The following is a 16127-nucleotide window of genomic DNA, read 5'->3' as shown; positions in this document are numbered from 1 at the left end:
GTAACCGGGCGCGCTAGCCGTGCCGCACTAAGAACCGGTCATCCGTTGGCACAAATAAATTCACAGTTTTTCGAGAATTGCAAGAGGTAAAATTGTCGGTGTCTTCTGACCGAACATATCGACCTCGACCACAACGTCACCTTTGCCCTTGCCATTCGGTGTCATCACCTCTGCAATCAGCCCGGCGAACAAGCCTTCCACAATCCGAACCTTGTCACCGGCAGCGACCTTCACCTGAGACACCCGCTCATAATCAAACCGCCCATCATGCGCTTTCTGCATGATATTCCTGACTTTTTCATGGTTGACAGTGAACGGCTTTTCCCACCCGCCAAGCACATCAACGACATGCTCAAAGCTCAAAAGCCCGCTCATTGCCTCGACGGAATAGCAGCATCGAAACAGCACATATCCGCTCATCAAAACCTCGTTTTGAGGCGGGATCACCTTGTTCCGGCGTCGCCGTTCCTTGCCCTTCCGGATCGGAACAATCGCCTCAACACCAGCATCGGAAAGCGCCTTTTCCACATCCATTTCCCGGCCACTGCGCACACAGGCGACCATCCATTCCGAATCACTTTCGGCCCGCTTGGCAAGTGCAGGCCGGTGCGTAAATCTGATCTGTCGCATGCGCTGTTCAAAATCCACCGGCAAGCGGCCATTGAACTGATCTCCGATATGCCGCTGCTCTGTCATTCAGCTGCCTCCCTGCCCTGCATGTGCTCAAGCTTTTCGAAGAATGCCGACAAGGCATCGGAAGGCTTGCCCCCATCAAGGCGCGGGAAATAGACCCATTCATGCCGACCGGTGTCAGGCAGCCACGGCCAGCCGCGTTCAGCGTGTTCGTGCTTCCATGCTTCCCATTCATCGCTGCCGACACGCACCGCCTCAAAAGCAGAACCTAAAAGCGCGATCTCCGGCGAAACCCGTGCGCCTTTGGCAGGCTGAACCACGGCCTGTTCATGCATCGCGTTGACGTGCGGCCAGCCCATCTTGCGCTTGCGCTCAAGCCACAACGCATTCCGGTCCACATGCCCCTGCCGGATTTCCCATTCCTGAAACCGTGTCAGCGACGGCAACCGGGCACACGGTGCACCAAGCCGCGCAAACCGTTCAGCCATCCATGCCTTGCCATAAGTCGCAGCATTCACGGGACCATATGCACTGGAAAGCCCTTCCGGCACACCCTGCCAGCGGCGATCCTTCAGGTAGGTGCTGGCGGCAAATTTTACCTGCCGACCATGCATCGCCTCAAACGTCAGGAAGCCTGAAAGCATCGAAGTTGCAGCATCACGCTCTTCAGCCGTCAAAGCCTGCCATTCGGCAAAGGCGCGTTCGTCACTGTCCTCGCCATAGGTGGGCCACTGGCGATAGAATTTCAGGAAAGCTCTGCGAACGGCTTTGCGGTCTTCAGCTTTCGTCATCATCGCCTCCACCGCGTGACTGCTCAGCCACTGATTTCGCCAGCTCTGCTACGGCTTTCCGAACCTTTTCGCTCCGCCGCTCTTGCTCTTCCGGGGTAAGTTTCCGTCGCTTCTGCGCCTCCAGACGTTCCTGCTCCCGTTCCTCCTTTTCCCGCTCCAGCCGCAGCATTTCCCGGTCATGCTTTGCGGCATCATCGATCAGCGCTGAAAGCTCAGCCGGTTTCGGCAGAAAGGACTGATAGCGCGGATAGCGACCAAACCGAAGATTGTCGAACACCCGACGCATCGCACCGATGGGTTTGCCCCGCAGCACTTCCGCATAATACTCGCCCGCTTCATCCGGGTTCACGCTATCCGGCACCACGAAACCCCGGTCCATCAGCTTGTCCAGCATGATATCGGCCTGATGATCGTTGGCCGGTTTAACCGCTTCGCGCAACTGACCAATCTCCCCGGCTGATGTCGATAATGTTGCCATTTTCGTTGTCATCGCTTTGCCCCATCCGTTTGCGCAAACCCGTTCGAACGCGCTGATTGTGATCTCTGATTTCCTCGCTGCGAGAAGGCTTGCCCGGCGAGGCTCTGGCCGCCTGCTTCGGGCGTTCGGCCACCCAGCCCGGCTCAAAACCCTGCCAGCCCCGACCGATCATCGTTTCAGCCGCCTTGTCTGGATCCGGCATCTGGGCAAATTGTCGGGCAAGCAGCTCAGCCGCATGCACCGAAAGCCGCTTGCGCAGCGCTTTGCGGTGCTCGATCACGGCATCGGCGATGTCGGGTGAAAGCACTTCGCAGAGGGCAGATTTAGCCGATTTCTTTTGTGTTCCTTTAGGAACACTTTCTTTCTTAACTCTGGCTTCTGGCTTTAGCATTGCATCCGCATTGCGGTCGCTATGCGGTCGCATAACATCGTCATTGTTTTTATTGGATTTTTCCCAGCGATTTTTTGCAGCCTCTTTTGCTTGCTCTGAACTTTTTTCGCGAAATTGAAATTCTTTTTCCACGCGCCGGTTCCAGAGGCCGCCCTCAACCCGGATGATTTTGCCGTCATCGACAAACACATCGAGGTATTGCGAAAACACCTTTTTGGTGCACCCGCATTGCCGCGCCAGCCGCTCATGGTTTTCGGTCAGCGGCTCACCGCGCTCATACATCAGCGCCAGCAGCGTGAAGTACACGCCCATTTCCGCCGCCTTCATGCCACGCGTGGCCGAAAGCCAGTCAGACATATAGAACCGCACATAAGGCATTTCGCTCATGGCAAAGCCTCCATCAAAATGATGATCATCCCTCTGCCTCCCGGTGGCGCCGCCATGGCGGCAATTCGCCGATGGTTTCAAAGACCCATTCGGCAACCTGATAGAGCCTCTGACGGCGGGCGCGATAAAGCGTTCCCGGCCCGAGCCGATCCGCAGCTTTCCGACATGAAATTGCATGCTGACGTGCATCGCAGACGCTCACACGGCCATTCCCGCAACACATCGCGCACCGCAATTTTCGCTCTGAAAGGTAGCCCTGACCACCACATTCCGGGCAGATAACTTTAGTGATGCGCGCCGCCCTCATGCCGCACCACCTTTCGGCGACACCAGCCGCCAGCCATGGCCATAGGAACTCTCAACCTGATAGCCGAGCGGCTGAACCTTATGGCGAAGCTTGCACATCAGCACGTCGATGGTTTTCGGCTTCGGGCCGCCATCTGCTCTGTCACCATAAATCACCGTGTAAATCGCCTGCCGGTCGACGCGACCACGCCGCTTCAGCATCGCCCAGAGTTTCAGCTCTGTTGGTGTCAGGCCGAAGCGCATGGCTTCCGCCATGTCATCAAGCCGTGTGATCTCCGCTTCCAGCTGCCGGATTCGCTCTTCTTTTTCGTCACAGGCATCGCGAAGACGCGCGATTTCTTTCATATGGTTGTCGCTCATGCCGCACCACCGTCGTTTTCAAACAGTGGCAACATGCCAAGAGCGGCCTTGTAGCTATCAAGGATCGCCTCTTCTTCAGCCAGCTTTTGCTCATCCTGACCGCGAATCCGGACGATCTTGCGCATGGCCTTGGTGTCAAAACCGCTGGCCTTTGCCTCGCTGTAAACCGACTTGATATCATCAGCGATTGTCGACTTTTCCTCTTCCAGCCGCTCAACCCGCTCGATGAAGGCGCGAAGTTGATCACGCGCAACATTCGGGCCACCCGCTTTCACATCTTTCCGGACCTTGCGGTTTTCTTCAGTGCGATCCTGCCCGGCAACGGCCATCGGATCATAGGAATCGTCATGCGTGTTCATGCGCGCGCTCCTTTGAATTTTGTGGATTTGAACCGCAGACAAACGGGCGGTCGTCGTAGTCATTGCCGTGACAAGTCAGGCAAAAGGTAAAGCCGCAGCTGGAAATGATCCGGCAGCGGCTGGAAGCGGTCTGAGGCTTGGTGTCGTTCGGCTTCATCACACCTCGCCCCCATCATCGCAGTCATGGGCCTTGCACTCGACGGCATGCGCGACACGAAGAAACTTCGCGAAATGTTCGAGGATGTCGGCAGCCTCACGCGCATCAACATGTCCATCGGCTGCCGCATCCATCATCGATTGCGACAGGGCATGAAAAGCCGCCTGAAACGTACCGATATCGGCAATACCAAGGCCGCCCTTGCCCGCCTCTTCAAAGTCTTCCCGCTCAAGCCGGTAGCCTTCCAGCCGCGCCATTTCGCCAAGAATGACCGGCGCGCCCGCCTCCATGTCCGCCTCGACCGCGACATCGACAGCCATAACAAGCTGATTTTTCCGGCTGGGATCACAGATCCAGCATTTCGAAAGCTGGCTCTGATTGAGCCGCGTGACATATTGAAAACGTTCCGGCCCACCACCTTGGACGACGGCACGACGGGATGCCTCACGCAGGCCATCAACGGCCTTTTGAGCAAGCAAACGCTGCATCAAAGCACCTCACTATAGGAATGATTTTGGAGAAGGCATTCACTGCGACCGGCTGAATGCGACGCTATATCTGCATTGTAGCCAGCGCCGTGGCACGAATGCCGCAGGAAAAAGGAAATATGCTCGCTCGTGCTGGATGAACTTTGCATTCGGATGATCATTCCGCCTCCAATTCACTGGAGTGATGGTCAGCCGGGAAAACAAAGCCGCCTGCATGTTGCTCAACCGCCGAAAAGGCCGCTTTCATTCCGCAACCTCCGGCGCATTGGCCACGGGGCGCGGCACGTCATCGGGCCTCTGTTCGGCAGCGAGTGTTTTCAACAACCGCATAGTGGGCCCACGCACACGACCTTTGGTCTCCATGCGCGAAACGCTTCCCTGCGCAACGCCTAGCCATTCGGCCAGTTGTGCTTGCGTCCAGCCGATCCGCTCACGCAACGCTTTGATGTCAACTTGGTTTTCCATGCCCGAAAATATGCATAACGCATCCATTTCAGTCAAGTCGAAACGCAGCCAAAAATTATGCATTTTGCAGCTATGACCTTTGATGACAGACCAGCGCCCGCAATTCGCCTGGAAGAGGCACGCAAAGAACGCGGTTTTAAAACTGCGAAGGCGGCCGTCGATTATTTTGGCTGGTCTTACGCGACCTATAAGCAGCACGAACAAGGTATTCGCGGCATTGGCCGAGCTGCGTCAAAATATGCCAAGGCTTTTCGCGTCAGCGAAGCATGGCTCCTGACAGGTCAGGGTGAACAGCCAGGACCTGCCGTTCCACTTATTTCTTTTGTCAGCGCCGGACACCTGACTGAGCCGAATGGCTATGTGCCATCCGATGACTTTATCAGCATTCCCGCTGGCGGGCTTCCGGCAGGAGATTGGATCGCCCTTAAAGTTGAGGGCGATTCCATGGATTTGTTTTCGCCACCGGGATCAATCATTTTCGTCAACCGCCGCGAGCGCGAAGCAATCGATGGCGGTTTTTACGTGGTTCGCACAGAGGACGGCGATGCCACCTATAAGCGCTATCGAAAAGACCCGGAACGCTTGGAGCCGGAGACGACCAATCGTGAGCACAAGACAATTTACCCAAAGGGGCCATTGACCATTATCGGCCGCGTGCGTCGCACCATGTTCGATTTTCCGGCATAAAGTGGAAGGGTAAAAAGGATCGGAGTAAGTTTGTATGCGCGTTCGAAAACTTATCATGCAAAAAAAATCCGAACAATCAGACACCGGTTGGCGCGATGGCCCAATCGGACCGAAGTTCACCGGTGGGTTATATAAAAAATCACTAAATATTGGCCCAGCATGGAAATGGCGGAGTGCAGTAGCCACGGACGGAGAAAAGGAATATATTCTTCTCTGCCGTGTCAATGAGCAAAAGGACAATTGGAAAGCTTGGCTGATTTTATCAACGGAGAGCGGAGCCTCGGTTGTTAGCCGATTTGAAGACCATGGAAACCACCCCGGCATCCATATTCATGCCCATTGCGAAAGAAGCGGCATCGAAGATGGCCCAACTAGCATTGGTGGATTAATTCGCATTCCGGCAGCCGCATCCAGACAAAGGTCAACCCGTCGTCGAGCAACCACGCCGGAGATTTTCTGGCGACTCGCAGCCGATCATTTTAGAATTACGTTCGTTCAGGGAACACTATTTTGAAAACGGAGCAAAATCTATCATCGGCGCTCCATTCCGCTTTCACGGATGCTATTTCCGTGCGCGCAGTTCCCAGCGGGTTTGCAATCAACTCCCCCTTTTTTGATGATTCTGGGGACTACCTTGGGTTTTACGCAACTATAACTGACGATGGCCTGGTTTTCGAAGACGATGGTGAATTCCTTCCACACCTGATTGCATCGGGCATAGACATAGAATCCGGACAACGCCGCGCACTTATGGATACAATCCTGTCAGAAGCAGACGCATACTGGGATGAGACCAGCAACGAGATCAGAACAAATCCACTCCCCCAAGATCAATCTGGAAGCGCCGCAATTAAATTTTTGTCCGCATTGCTTCGTATGCGTAGCCTTGAAAAGCTGACGCGTGATATGGTTCGCTCAACATTCAAAGAAGATGCGACGGAGGCTATTCAGGCTGAACTTTCTGATGCGTTTTCGATCAAACTGAAAGCTTTCGTCTCCAAGGGTTATGAAGACTATCCATCTGACATCGTACTAACCCCAAAACAAGAGGGGCGACGCACTATTGGCGTTTTTTTGGTGAACAGTTCCACCCAATTCCTCGAGGCTGAACTACTGCACCGTGAAATAGAAGCGCGGAGTCAAGACAATCGCCTATGTTCCGTAGCCTTGATTGAAGATACTCGAAAAATACAATCTATTGGCGATCGCCGTTTCCAACGAGCGATAAATGAGGGGCTTCAGACGCGTTATTTTCGAGGGACTGAGAAAGAGGCTATTTTAAGCTTGAACCGCATAAGTAAGGTGGCTGCATAAATACAGCCAACGGCAACCGAAGCAACTTCAAAGCCCGCCATGTCCGGGCTTTTTTGTTGTCTGTCTGACATATACGGAATCTAAATTAATTCGTTTTGCATATTTTTGTTGACACAAAATGGATGCGTATTGCATCCTATATCCCAGTCAGGCTTATTCCCCAGCCTGAAGAAGTGCCGCTGCCGGTTTTCCCCGCCCCCTCTTCCGGTAGCGGCGCGTAACCTTTGGGAAGGAAGAGAATAGCCTCGCCTCAACGGACGCACCAGCAGTCGTGGCTTGAAACTGTTTGTGAGGACAAATGACCGATCATAATCTCATTTTTCGACCAACCCGCCCACTGACCGTGTCGGACTGCAAGTTCCTTAAAAGAGCAAGCTCGTTCGCTATTCTGTGCGGCGCACCCCTACTCATTTTCACGCTGGTGCAACAGTTGATGACATATGAAGCCGCTCTCGCGGCCTCGATGAACGTTTGAATGAACAGGCCGCAAACTTCTGCCAAAGAACGGCTGGAGCGGATCCGTGCACTGGTCATCAGCGCCGCGCCGGTTAAAGAGATTTCGTCGGATACGGCAGGCCTTCACCTCGAAACAGACGGCATGGACCCGGCTGAAACTGAGGTCATGGCATCCGTGCCGCACACATGCCCGACAGCGAACCGGGAATTGCTCTTGAAGCACGCAGAAATCCCCGCGCAGCTCATACGCATGGTGGATGCGCTCAAGCAGCTGACGGAGCGCCAGAACGCCGATCTGAATGCGTTGCGCCTCAAGCTTGAAGAAAAGGGTGGCAGCCCGGCGAAGGATTACGCGGCTGAATGCGCAATGAAGTGTTCGGAACCGGCATTCAAAGCCTTCATGGAAGCCCGCCATGGTGTTGCAAGGCCGCTGACAGACGAACGCGTGACGGATGCAGCGCGCAAGGCGCTGATGATCGCCAGCCGCGCAGACTTGAACAAAGACCGCCAAGCCGCCGCGCGCTGGCGCGCGATGGTCAAAGATTTTGACGCATGGAAGCGATGATGATGAAGGAAGCAAGAACATGACAGCGCCAGCAATCGTCAGAACGGCAGAGTGGAAACGCATGGCGAAGATCGCACGAGACGAGGGCGTCGATTGCTGGATCGAGCGCGATGGCAACCGCTATGGCGTCTCTCCGAAAAAGCCGGAGCAAAACGGCGCGATTGACAGCAACCATGAACTGAGACTTTGATTTAACCATGCCACGCAAACTGCCCCTTTATGTCGTCAAGCAAAAGACCCGGCATGGCCGCGTTGTCTTCTACTTCCGTATCGGCAAAGGTCCACGCACCCGCCTGCCAGACCTGAACGACCCGACATTCCGCAAGGCCTATGAGGCATGCCTGAAAGGCGAACCGCTGCCCAAACCCGGACGGGCAGATCCGCGCTCAATCCGCTGGCTGATCGACCGCTATAAAGAAAGCGGCGATTGGATGAAGTTGAGCGAGGCTACACATCGCCAGCGCACCAATATCTTCAAGCATATTTCTGAGAAGGCAGGCGACATGCCTTTCTCAATGATAACGAAACGCGCGGTCGAAAACGGCATGGAAGATCGCAGCGCCACACCAGCTCAAGCGGGCAACTATCTGAAAGCCATGGTCGGACTGTGCAAATGGGCAGTGCGCAATGGGCATATGGACGAAAACCCCTGCATCGGCGTCGAGAAAATCCGCTTCCGCTCCGATGGCTTCCCTGCATGGACGGTCGATGATGTCGCGCGCTTCTGTAGCCGCTGGCCAATCGGCACGAAGCAACGGCTCGCGCTGGAGCTGGCGCTTCACACCGGACTGCGCCGCTCCGACCTTTGCCGGGTCGGTCGCCAGCATCTGAACGGCAACACGCTCACCATGCGCACAAAAAAAACCGGCGCACAGATCACGGTCGAACTGCCGCAACGCGTTATCGACCTGATTGCTGCCACACCGTCGAAGGGCTTGTTTTTCCTCTCAACCGAATATGGCACACCATTTTCGGTTCCGGGATTCGGAAACTGGTTTGGAGATGCGGCCCGCGAGGCGGGCCTAGAGAAGAACACCCACGGCCTCAGAAAACTTGCGGCCACGCTTGCCGCGAATGGCGGTGCGACAGCCCATGAACTGATGAGTCAGTTCGGCTGGACCAGCTCGAAACAAGCAGAAATCTACACCAAAGGCGCTGACCGCGCCCGCCTTGGCGTCAAGTCGTCACGCATCGTTTCCGAACAGTTGGGGAACGTTCTAGCCCCTCACCCTACTTCCAGTGAGGGATTTAGCGCGAAAAGCGCAAAGATATCAAAATCTTGAAAAGCGATTGGTGCCCAGAAGAGGACTCGAACCTCCACACCCTTGCGAGTACCAGCACCTGAAGCTGGCGCGTCTACCAATTCCGCCATCTGGGCAACGAGGGTTCGTTTAAGAGGCTCCGCGGTTTAAGTCAACGGGTATTTGACGTTTTCATGTCAAAAAAAGACAACGGCCAGCATCGGCTTCGGTGAGCCCCTTTTCTCCGGGCATTTCCGATCATGCATGACAGCACTGAACTGATCTCGCACGCCGCCCGCAAGACATGGTTCCCCCTTTAAAATAACGTCGCCTTGCAACAAATACCTCGAATCAATGATATTTCTTCACCACATTTCTGCCTGATTTATTGACCGTCGGCTCGTTTTTATTGATTGTCACCGTCAGGACGACAACACGCGATGCTCTCAGGCGACATCTTTCGCGGCTTACGAAGATACCCCGCAGCCTCACCCCTCAGGCGTTACCGCAGCGCTGGAGCGAGGACAGCTCGTCCATACGTGACGCTCGTCATCACATCGAGATTCAGCAGTTTTTCTTTAAAGCTCTGCCAGCTTTCGGGGTGTCCGGCTGTATTCTGGATGAACATGGCAACCGCATCATGTCTGTGGACAATCCGGCCTTTCTGCCCGAAGTAATCGACCTGCTTGCCGGCGATGATCAGAACATCTGCTTCATCGAACACGATGGCTGCCTGGTTATGCTTCTGGATTTGCGCCGCCACCATGATGAAGTGCCGAAGAAAGCCGTATGTGCCGATGGCGCGAGGCTTTGTCTATCTCTGTGCTGTCATCGACTGGTTCAAGGCATGCTGCGATCTCTGGAGTTGCCCATATCAGTTGGCGAGCTTTCGCCCCTGCGTTGCATATCGCGGCTCGGTCTCTTGTATCAATCGGGACGCGATAGCCCTTCCATCCTGATCGGCGGCAAAAGCCAAAGTCCTGAGTACGGCCTTCCTTATTGACGCAGATAAGCCCGGCAGGGATGAGAGAAAACCCGCGCATCACCTATCGCTTCCGCCAAGGCCTCCTTCCTTTCGAAGACCTTGCCGACTCCGAACAAGACGGGGTTGTCGTAGCCGATTTCTTTCATGCCCTCGCCCAGCCTTGTCAGCGTGCCGTGCCAGCGTTTTTCATCCGGGCGGCTGATGTTGGCGGCGATCAGGACCGGGGTTTCGGGCGAGAGTCCCTCCGCAATCAATCGGGCGCTTATCTCATCGGCGGTGCGGCCGCCCATGTAGAACATTGTCGTGGTCGTCGGGTCGGCGATGGCGCGCCAGTCGATATCCTCCGGCAACGCGCCCTTTTTCGAGTGCCCGGTGACGAAGCGTACCGACTGGGCGCAGTCGCGGTGGGTGAGCGAGGTGGTGGTGCCGGCGGCAAGCGCGCTTGCGGCGGTAATGCCGGGGACGACGGAGACCGGGATGCCCGCTTCGCGAAGGGCGGAAATTTCCTCACCGGACCGCCCGAAGACCGAGGGGTCGCCCGATTTCAGCCGGACGACGCGCTTTCCGGCCCGCGCCAGATCGAGCATCATCCGGTTGATATCCCCCTGCCGACAGCTTGTGCGTCCGCCGCGTTTTCCCACAAGCATGCGCTTCGCCTCGCGCCGCGCCAGTTCGAGGATGTCCGGCGCAATCAGGTCGTCGAACAGGATGACGTCGGCCGATTGCAGCGCCCGCATGGCCTTCAGCGTCAGGAGTTCCGGATCGCCCGGCCCGGCGCCGACGAGCGTGACGCTGCCGGTTTGCGGCGATGCCGCGATCTTCGTCGCACGCGCCAGAAGCCGGTCGGCCGCAGCCTCGTCGGGGCCGGACTGTCCGGAAAAGCTCAGATCGACGAAATGCTCCCAGAAGGAGCGGCGCGGGCCGCCCGGTTTCAGCTTCTGGCCGATGGCATCACGCAGGGAGGCGGCAAGCCCCGCCCATTCGGCAAGCGCCTTCGGCAACAGCGTTTCGATCCGCCGCCGGATCGCCTGTCCCAGGATGGGCGCGGCACCGTCCGTGGAAATGCCGACCACGACCGGCGAGCGGTTGACGATCGAGCCGAACTGAAAGTCGCAATAGCCCGGCTTGTCGATGACATTGACCGGTACGTCTTCCGCCTTCGCCCTTGCCCGGAAGGCCTGCGCCTCAGCGTCGTTCTCGCAATCACCCAGCGCCAGCTCAAACACCGTCCAGTCGGCGGCCGACCAGTGCGCGCCGGAAAGCCGCACCCGGCCATGGGCTTCGAGCGCAAGCAGCGCCTCGTCGGCGGCCTCGCGGCCCAGAAAGACCGTGACGTCGGCCCCGGCGGCAACCATAAGTTCGGCTTTCCAGGCGGCGGCATCACTGCCCCCGGCGACCAGCACCGCCTTGCCCTTCAGCCGGAAGAACAGCGGCAGGACGGCGAGGTCCTCCATGCGGGCGGGTGTTTTTGCGCGTGCGGTGGCCATGTTCCCTACCCTATTCCGCCGCCATCGGGAGCGCCGAAAGCGCGATCGAGAGGCGGCCGTTTTCGACACGAACAGGATAGGTCTGCACCTCACCCTCATCCGCGCCTTGCGCCGTGCCGCTTTCCAGCGAAATCACCATGTTATGCAAGGGGCAGGTCACGGCCCTGCCATGCACCATGCCTTCCGATAACGGCCCGCCCTTGTGCGGGCAGCGGTCGTCGATGGCGAAGACCTCGTCTTCTGCGGTGCGGAACACCGCGATGCGGCCGAAAGCGGTGTTGACGCAGCGCGCGCCGCGTTGCGGGATGTCGTCGATATGGCCGATGGCGATGAAATCACTGCTCATGATGGGCTCCTCACTCCGCCGGTTCGGGATGCCCGACCACGGCCATCGGCTTGAACTCGTGCTTGTCCTTGCCGGAGACACGCTCCGACCACGGGTCGACCTGGGCGTATTTCTGGCTTTCGACGAAGCGCTCGAAATAGGCCTTGCGCTTTTCGGCATCGTCCATGATCTGGGCGCGCACCTCGTCATAGCCGATGCGCTTTGCCCATTTGTAGATGCGCTCCAGATAGCGCGCCTGTTCGCGATACATCTGGGTGAGCGCCACGATATGCTCCAGCGCCTCGCCCTCGGTCCTGACCAGGCCGAGCACTTCCGTGCCACGGATTTCCAGCCCGGCCGCACCGGCGAAATGGATTTCGAAGCCACTGTCGACGCAGATCACGCCGATATCCTTGCAGGTGGCCTCGGCGCAGTTGCGCGGGCAGCCGGAAACGGCGAGCTTCAGCTTGGCCGGCGTCCACGAGCCCCACATGAATTTTTCAAGGCGGATGCCCAGACCGGTGGAATCCTGCGTGCCAAAGCGGCACCAATCGCTGCCGACGCAGGTCTTCACCGTGCGCAGGCCCTTGGCATAGGCCTGGCCGGAGACGAAGCCCGCCTTGCCGAGATCGGCCCAGACCGCCGGCAGGTCCTCCTTTTTCACGCCCAGCATGTCGATGCGCTGGCCGCCGGTGCATTTGACGGTCGGGATCTCGTATTTGTCGACGACATCGGCGATCGCGCGCAGCTCCTTCGATGAGGTGACACCGCCCCACATGCGCGGCACCACCGAATAGGTGCCGTCCTTCTGGATATTGGCGTGAACGCGCTCGTTGATGAAGCGCGACTGATAGTCGTCGGCATATTCGCCGGGCCAGTCGCAGACGAGATAGTAATTGAGCGCCGGGCGGCATTTGGCGCAGCCGCAGGAGGTTTTCCATTCAAGCTCCTGCATCACGGCGGGAATGGTCTTCAGCCCCTTGGCGCGGATCAGGCGGCGCACACCGTCATGGCCGAGATCGGTGCAGCCGCAGACCGGCTGGACGGCGGCGGGGTTATAGGCATCGCCCAGCGTCAGCGCCATCAGCTGTTCGACCAGCCCGGTGCAGGTGCCGCACGACGCCGAGGCCTTGGTGTGGGCGCGGACATCGTCGAGCGAGGTCAGCCCCTTGTCCTTGATCGCGGAGACGATCTTGCCCTTACAGATGCCGTTGCAGCCGCAGATTTCCGCGTCATCCGGAAGCGCCGCGACGGCCGCTGCCGGATCGGCCGCAGCACCGCCCTGATAGGCTTGGCCGTAGATCAGCGTCTCGCGCATTTCGGAAACGTCCGTCCCGCGCTTCAGCATGTCGAAATACCAGGCGCCATCGGCGGTGTCGCCATAAAGCACGGCGCCGATCACCCGGTTATCCTGCAGGATCACGCGCTTGTAAACGCCGCGCGTGGCATCGCGCAGCACCACCTCCTCGCGGTCCGGCCCCTCGGCGAAATCGCCGGCGGAAAACAGCTTGATGCCGGTGACCTTCAGCTTGGTGTTGACATGCGAGCCGTTGTATTCCGCCGCGCCGCCGGCAAGCCGGTCGGCCAGCACGGAAGCACTCTCATAAAGCGGCGCGACGAGACCGTAGCAGGTGCCGCGATGCTCCGCGCATTCGCCGAGCGCGAAGATCGACGGATCGGAGGTCGCCATGCCATCATCGACGACGATGCCGCGATTGACCTCAAGTCCGGCCTCCTTCGCCAATCCTGCCGCCGGGCGGATGCCCACCGCCATCACCACCATATCGGCGGAGATGATGCGGCCATCCTCCAGCTCAACGCCTTCAACTTTGCCACTCCCGAGAATCTGTTTGGTATTGGCCTTGGTGATGATCTCGATGCCCCGCTCGTCCAGCGCCTTTTCCAGAAGATAGGCGGCGGCCGGATCGAGTTGGCGCTCCATGATCGTGTCCATCAGGTGCAGTACCGTGACGCTCATGCCGCGCTGCTTCAGCCCGTAGGCCGCTTCAAGGCCCAGAAGCCCGCCGCCGATGACCACCGCATGGCCGTGCCCCTCGGCGATCTTCAGCATCTTCTCAACATCATCGAGGTCGCGATAGGCGAGCACGCCGGGCAGATCGTGGCCCGGCACCGGGATGATGAAGGGCGAGGAACCGGTCGCGATCACCAGCCGGTCATAGGATGCGGTGACGCCGTTTTCGGCGGTCACGGTCCTCGCCTCCCGGTCGATCTTCGAAACCTTCGCGCCGCGATGCAGCGTCACGCCATGGGCTTCATACCAGTCATCGCCATGGATGATGATATCCTCATAGGTCTTTTCACCGGAAAGCACCGGCGACAGCATGATGCGGTCGTAGTTCACCCGCGGTTCGGCGTTGAAGATGGTGACGTCATAGAGGCCGGGGGCGCGCTCGAACAGCTCTTCGAGCATGCGGCCGGGGGCCATGCCGTTTCCGATGATGACAAGTTTCTGGGCCATGATGTCTACTCCGCTGCGACGCGTTTGTTGCAGGTCTGCCGGCTGATGCGCTGGTCGCGCTTCTGCCTGATGGCGGCGAGCTGTTCCTCGGCGGGCGAAGCGCCGCCCTCATAGGCTTCGAGAAACTCCAGCAGTTCCTCGCGGTAGGCGTAATAATCCGGGTGGTCGAGCAGCGCTTTCCGAGAGCGCGGGCGCGGCAGGTCGACCTCCATGATATTGCCGATGCGGGCGTTCGGCCCGTTCGACATCATCACCACCCGGTCGGCCAGGAGAATGGCTTCGTCAACATCATGGGTCACGCAGATGGCGGTGACCTTGGTGCGCGACCAGACCTCCATCAGCACCTCCTGCAGCTCCCAGCGGGTCAGGCTGTCGAGCATGCCGAAGGGCTCGTCGAGCAGTAAGAGCTTTGGCGACAGCGCGAAGGCACGGGCAATACCGACGCGTTGCTTCATGCCGTTCGACATGTCGGCCGCCGCACGGTTCATCGCATCGCCAAGACCGACGCGCTCGAGATAATATTCGACGACATCGCGCCGTTCGGCGGGGCTTGCCTTGGGATAGACCCGGTCTACGCCGAGCGCGACATTTTCGCGGGCCGTCAGCCAGGGCATCAGCGAGGGAGCCTGAAACACCACGGCACGATCCGGCCCGGCGCCGGATATCTCGCGGCCATCGAGAATAATGCCCCCGGCATTGATCGGGTTGAGCCCCGCCGCCATCGACAGGACCGTGGACTTTCCGCAGCCGGAGTGGCCGATGATGGAGATAAACTCGCCCTTCTTCATCTTCAGGTCGAAGCCATCGACGACCGTCAGCGGGCCCTTGGGCGTCGGGTAGATCTTGGTGACGTTGGAAAACTCGACATAGCCGGTCTCGATCGCCGACTGCGCTTTCTCCCTATAGACGGCGGGCAACGGTTTCGAGGTCGACTTGATGGAAATCGGGACGACATTCGGCAGAGCATCGACACGGGAAGTTTCCGGCTTCGCGCCGAGGCCCGCATCCATCAGATATTCGGTGACAGCCGAGCGAAGCCGGATGAAATCCGGGTCGGAATTCATTGCCGCACGCTCGCGCGGCCGGGCAATGTTCACATCGAAGGACGGGCCGAAAGTGGCGTTGGGGCCGGGCGTCAGCGGCACGATCCGATCGGCCAGAAGAATGGCCTCGTCGACATCATTGGTGACGAGGATGATGGTCTTCTTCTCTTTCTGCGAAATATCGGCAAGCTCGTCCTGGAGCTTTGCGCGGGTCAGCGCATCGAGCGCGGACAGCGGCTCATCAAGCAGCAGCAGGTCCGGCTGCATGGCGAGCGCGCGGGCGACCGAGACGCGCTGGCGCATGCCGCCGGAAAGCTCCGACGGCTTGCGGTCGCGGGCATGTTTCAGACCAACCATCGCCACATACCAGTCGACGAGCGCGGCCCGCTCCTTTGCCGACTTGTCCTGATGCACGGCGTCGACGGCGAGCCGCACATTGGCCTCCACCGAAAGCCAGGGCATCAGCGCATAGTTCTGGAACACGATCCCGCGCTTCGGCGACGGGCCTTCCACCAGCGCGCCGCGAAACAGAATTTCCCCGCTGTCGGGCTTTTCCAGACCGGCGAGCATCGACATCAGCGTCGTCTTGCCCGCCCCGGAAAAACCGAGGATCGCGATGAATTCGCCTTCGTGCACATCGAGCGAAATATCGGAAAGCACGGGGTTGCGCTTGAGGCCTTCGCCAAAGCCTTTTTCGACGTTTTTGAGCTGAAGAATGCTGTTCATCATG

General features: G+C 58.4%; 20 protein-coding genes and 1 tRNA gene. 6 read left to right on the top strand and 15 right to left on the bottom strand.

Features of this window, described 5'->3' with window-relative positions; translation table 11 throughout:
* Positions 1 to 60: 60 nt before the first annotated feature.
* The 9 genes from nusG to EDC90_RS04065 all read right to left on the bottom strand — a co-directional run bounded on the left by nusG (position 61) and on the right by EDC90_RS04065 (position 4878).
* Complete coding sequence (nusG, locus tag EDC90_RS04100; RefSeq protein WP_132308845.1) at positions 61 to 696, bottom strand: transcription termination/antitermination protein NusG; 636 nt, start codon at positions 694 to 696, stop codon at positions 61 to 63.
* On the bottom strand, positions 693 to 1427 hold the full coding sequence (locus EDC90_RS04095; protein ID WP_207903840.1) for a hypothetical protein: 735 nt from the start codon (positions 1425 to 1427) through the stop codon (positions 693 to 695). Before EDC90_RS04095 ends, nusG begins: the two co-directional genes overlap by 4 nt.
* The gene (locus EDC90_RS04090; protein WP_132308841.1) at positions 1411 to 1863 is read right to left on the bottom strand and encodes a hypothetical protein; all 453 of its coding nucleotides are present in this window, start codon (positions 1861 to 1863) and stop codon (positions 1411 to 1413) included. Before EDC90_RS04090 ends, EDC90_RS04095 begins: the two co-directional genes overlap by 17 nt.
* Complete coding sequence (locus tag EDC90_RS04085; protein WP_165972730.1) at positions 1847 to 2680, bottom strand: YdaU family protein; 834 nt, start codon at positions 2678 to 2680, stop codon at positions 1847 to 1849. Before EDC90_RS04085 ends, EDC90_RS04090 begins: the two co-directional genes overlap by 17 nt.
* Before the next feature lie 25 nt (positions 2681 to 2705).
* Positions 2706 to 2882, bottom strand: coding sequence for a hypothetical protein (locus EDC90_RS20815; RefSeq protein ID WP_165972729.1), 177 nt, complete (start codon positions 2880 to 2882; stop codon positions 2706 to 2708).
* A 101-nt stretch (positions 2883 to 2983) separates the two neighbouring features.
* Positions 2984 to 3346 carry a helix-turn-helix domain-containing protein gene (locus EDC90_RS04080; protein ID WP_132308837.1) on the bottom strand — a complete coding sequence of 121 codons (363 nt, stop codon included), beginning with the start codon at positions 3344 to 3346 and terminating at the stop codon, positions 2984 to 2986.
* Positions 3343 to 3621: a DUF2312 domain-containing protein gene (locus EDC90_RS04075; RefSeq protein WP_245510935.1), complete on the bottom strand. Its 279-nt coding sequence runs from the start codon at positions 3619 to 3621 to the stop codon at positions 3343 to 3345. The genes EDC90_RS04080 and EDC90_RS04075 overlap by 4 nt, the downstream gene beginning before the upstream one ends.
* A 240-nt stretch (positions 3622 to 3861) precedes the next feature.
* Positions 3862 to 4350: a hypothetical protein gene (locus EDC90_RS04070; protein ID WP_132308835.1), complete on the bottom strand. Its 489-nt coding sequence runs from the start codon at positions 4348 to 4350 to the stop codon at positions 3862 to 3864.
* A gap of 243 nt (positions 4351 to 4593) precedes the next feature.
* Entirely contained in the window at positions 4594 to 4878 is a 285-nt protein-coding gene (locus EDC90_RS04065; RefSeq protein WP_132308833.1) for a helix-turn-helix domain-containing protein, read from the bottom strand.
* Between EDC90_RS04065 and EDC90_RS04060 the strand changes: the two genes are divergently transcribed.
* The 6 genes from EDC90_RS04060 (at position 4873) to EDC90_RS04040 (ending at position 9120) form a co-directional block, all read left to right on the top strand.
* Positions 4873 to 5502 carry a LexA family protein gene (locus EDC90_RS04060; protein WP_245510929.1) on the top strand — a complete coding sequence of 210 codons (630 nt, stop codon included), beginning with the start codon at positions 4873 to 4875 and terminating at the stop codon, positions 5500 to 5502. The genes EDC90_RS04065 and EDC90_RS04060 overlap by 6 nt on opposite strands.
* A gap of 55 nt (positions 5503 to 5557) precedes the next feature.
* Complete coding sequence (locus EDC90_RS04055; protein ID WP_207903838.1) at positions 5558 to 6016, top strand: hypothetical protein; 459 nt, start codon at positions 5558 to 5560, stop codon at positions 6014 to 6016.
* Positions 6013 to 6816, top strand: coding sequence for a DUF1828 domain-containing protein (locus EDC90_RS04050; protein ID WP_165972728.1), 804 nt, complete (start codon positions 6013 to 6015; stop codon positions 6814 to 6816). Before EDC90_RS04055 ends, EDC90_RS04050 begins: the two co-directional genes overlap by 4 nt.
* 475 nt (positions 6817 to 7291) lie before the next feature.
* Entirely contained in the window at positions 7292 to 7837 is a 546-nt protein-coding gene (locus tag EDC90_RS04045) for a hypothetical protein (RefSeq protein WP_132308827.1), read from the top strand.
* Between the two features lie 19 nt (positions 7838 to 7856).
* Entirely contained in the window at positions 7857 to 8027 is a 171-nt protein-coding gene (locus EDC90_RS20810; RefSeq protein ID WP_165972727.1) for a hypothetical protein, read from the top strand.
* 7 nt (positions 8028 to 8034) lie between these two features.
* Complete coding sequence (locus tag EDC90_RS04040) at positions 8035 to 9120, top strand: tyrosine-type recombinase/integrase (RefSeq protein ID WP_132308825.1); 1086 nt, start codon at positions 8035 to 8037, stop codon at positions 9118 to 9120.
* Positions 9121 to 9128: 8 nt separating this feature from the next.
* On the opposite strand, the gene EDC90_RS04035 is transcribed toward EDC90_RS04040, so the two are convergent.
* From EDC90_RS04035 to EDC90_RS04010, 6 genes are all read right to left on the bottom strand, one after another.
* Positions 9129 to 9215, bottom strand: a tRNA-Leu gene (locus tag EDC90_RS04035).
* A 365-nt stretch (positions 9216 to 9580) separates the two neighbouring features.
* The gene (locus EDC90_RS20805; protein ID WP_165972726.1) at positions 9581 to 9844 is read right to left on the bottom strand and encodes a hypothetical protein; all 264 of its coding nucleotides are present in this window, start codon (positions 9842 to 9844) and stop codon (positions 9581 to 9583) included.
* 230 nt (positions 9845 to 10074) lie between these two features.
* Complete coding sequence (gene cysG, locus EDC90_RS04025) at positions 10075 to 11550, bottom strand: siroheme synthase CysG (RefSeq protein ID WP_245510928.1); 1476 nt, start codon at positions 11548 to 11550, stop codon at positions 10075 to 10077.
* Between the two features lie 10 nt (positions 11551 to 11560).
* Positions 11561 to 11896: a nitrite reductase small subunit NirD gene (nirD, locus tag EDC90_RS04020; protein WP_132308821.1), complete on the bottom strand. Its 336-nt coding sequence runs from the start codon at positions 11894 to 11896 to the stop codon at positions 11561 to 11563.
* Between the two features lie 10 nt (positions 11897 to 11906).
* On the bottom strand, positions 11907 to 14354 hold the full coding sequence (nirB, locus tag EDC90_RS04015) for a nitrite reductase large subunit NirB (protein WP_132308819.1): 2448 nt from the start codon (positions 14352 to 14354) through the stop codon (positions 11907 to 11909).
* A 5-nt stretch (positions 14355 to 14359) separates the two neighbouring features.
* Positions 14360 to 16126 (bottom strand): ABC transporter ATP-binding protein, encoded by a 1767-nt coding sequence (locus EDC90_RS04010; protein ID WP_132308817.1) that lies wholly within the window; start codon positions 16124 to 16126, stop codon positions 14360 to 14362.
* Position 16127 lies beyond the last annotated feature (1 nt).

This window comes from Martelella mediterranea, assembly GCF_004342225.1.
Taxonomy (GTDB): domain Bacteria; phylum Pseudomonadota; class Alphaproteobacteria; order Rhizobiales; family Rhizobiaceae; genus Martelella; species Martelella mediterranea_B.
This window is presented reverse-complemented; position numbering and strand designations above follow the sequence as displayed.